Source organism: Algibacter mikhailovii (assembly GCF_014651495.1).
GTDB classification, from domain to species: domain Bacteria; phylum Bacteroidota; class Bacteroidia; order Flavobacteriales; family Flavobacteriaceae; genus Algibacter_E; species Algibacter_E mikhailovii.
This window is the reverse complement of sequence record NZ_BMWZ01000031.1, coordinates 1-2,050: the sequence shown is the minus strand read 5'-3', so window position 1 is coordinate 2,050 and position 2,050 is coordinate 1. Positions and strand designations below refer to the sequence as shown.

Genomic DNA, 2,050 nt, shown 5'->3' with positions numbered 1-2,050 from the left:
TTCGTCTAAAATTTTCAGTTTAAAGGGTTCTGAATACCGTCTGATTACTTTGTCATTTTTGTACATAATGTTTAAAATTATGTAGCCTTTATTCAGGACGGGTCAGTATTGCTTACAACGGACTTGTGTATAAAACGTAGCGTGAAAAAAGACACTAAATTTTCGGATAAACACAGAGCCGAATTTTTATATTTTGTTTTTAATTTTTCTCTTTTAAAAGCCAAATTAAAAATTTGGCGGACTTTCTAAATATACACAAACCTTTCGGTTAAGCACTTATTAGCTATGTTTTATACACCGTGTTGTGCGTAGTTATTTATTCATCTATTTGACTTTCCCATTCATCTGCAAAAACCAAAAGTTTTTTATCTCTAATGTGTTTATATTGCTCAGTTGTCAAATAAATTAATTCTGCACCATCTCCGTACAAGCTATAAAATTGACCGTTCAATTTATTCTCTGAAATTACTTCATTCATATATTCAAAAAACCTTGTGTCAATCGAATCTCCGTCAACTTTGAATTCCGTTTCATAAGTTTTGTTGTTCAAATCAAAAGATAATGAAACAGTCTTTTTTTGTAAGTCAAAGTTATCGTTGATATTTGTTGGATTAAATTCTTGATGAGAGATTTTAGAGTATTCAGATACGATTTCCTCGTATGGATTTTCCAAGTTTCCTAACTCCACATCAAAAGAGAATATTACTTCTGGGAATGAAATCAGAACATCATTAAGGTTTCTATTCTCATTTTCTTTAACTATCTCAATGCTTTTTGTCAATTGGTCTTTATCTAAATGTGTCAACAAGCCTAACTCTTGATATTCTTTTATTGCATTATCAATCTTTGTTGATGTCAAAGGATTTTTAAAGCTTTCATAACTCAAGTTCCAGTAGCTGGCAGCATATCGAAACATTTTAAGTTGATTCTTTTTTAATGCTACAATTCCAAAATATTGGTACGTACTTCCTTGTCTATGATTATGACTTGATTTGATTAAATGTAATCTGTAAGGTGATTGAGAATCTTTCAGGATTTTATTGAAGATTTGATAATACTCCTGTTCATCGATTTTACTTAAATAATTGTTGTCTTTTCCAATATCGTCAGGTGAGATAAAACTCTTTTGTTTGTATGTTTTTCCGTTCGCTTTTATAGAAGTAATTAAGTCGTGAGAAATATAGTCACTAAAAGACTCTGTCGAATCTGCTTTAATCTCAAATTTGAAGTCGGTAAAGTCTAATTCGCGTAAAATCTCGGAAGTCAGTTTATGAATTTGCTCCAAATAAATTTTTGGGTTGTTAGAGTATTGTGATAAATCGAAAAATCTCGCTTTCTCGCAATAATCAATGAGCTGAAAAGGCGACTTTAGCTTATTATCTTTAATGTCCGATTTTAATCTGTCATTTTCATTTTTGTCAATAATTCCATTTTCAAAAAGTCCTTTTCTGTATTTATCAAGTCTTTCATAACTTATCCACTCTTCAAAGTTGACTTGACTGGTTAAATCAGGTAAAAATTGGAAAATATGGACGTATTCGTTGTTGTTTATTCTGTCTGATTGCTCATTAAATTGTTTGTCGTTTATAAGTTCAACCTTTTTTAACTTTGTGAGATAGTCAAGAAGCAATCCATTTATTTGATTTTGTTCGGCTTTTTTTAGTACCTCGTCACCAAAGTCCATTACGGTCCCAAAACTGGAATATTTATAGCCTGTTTGTTTTTTAAATTCCGCTTGAAATAGTGCGTAAATGTATTGTCCATTTGTCAACTGTTCTTCAGCTCGAGAAAGCAGTTCAGTTATCCCTTTGGCTTGTTCAGAGTTGACAAGTTTTATGTCAATCAATTCTTGAATTTTAGATTCCATATTTTGTCCACTCACAGAATTTGTAATTAGAAAAGTCAGAATTAATATGTAGTTCGTGAGTTTTGTCATAATTACGCACAACGTTAAGTATAAGAAACGTAGGGCAGATGATAAGCACTATCGTTTCGGTTTATTACTTAGCTAAATATAAATATTTTGCTTTTATCTTTTCTACTATAAACG

General features: G+C 30.8%; 1 protein-coding gene. It reads right to left on the bottom strand.

Annotation, left to right across the window (positions count from 1 at the left end; genetic code table 11):
• Nucleotides 1-316: 316 nt before the first annotated feature.
• Nucleotides 317-1,936, bottom strand: a complete 1,620-nt coding sequence (locus IE051_RS18500) for a hypothetical protein (RefSeq protein WP_189362899.1) — start codon at nt 1,934-1,936, stop codon at nt 317-319.
• Between the last annotated feature and the right edge of the window lie 114 nt (nt 1,937-2,050).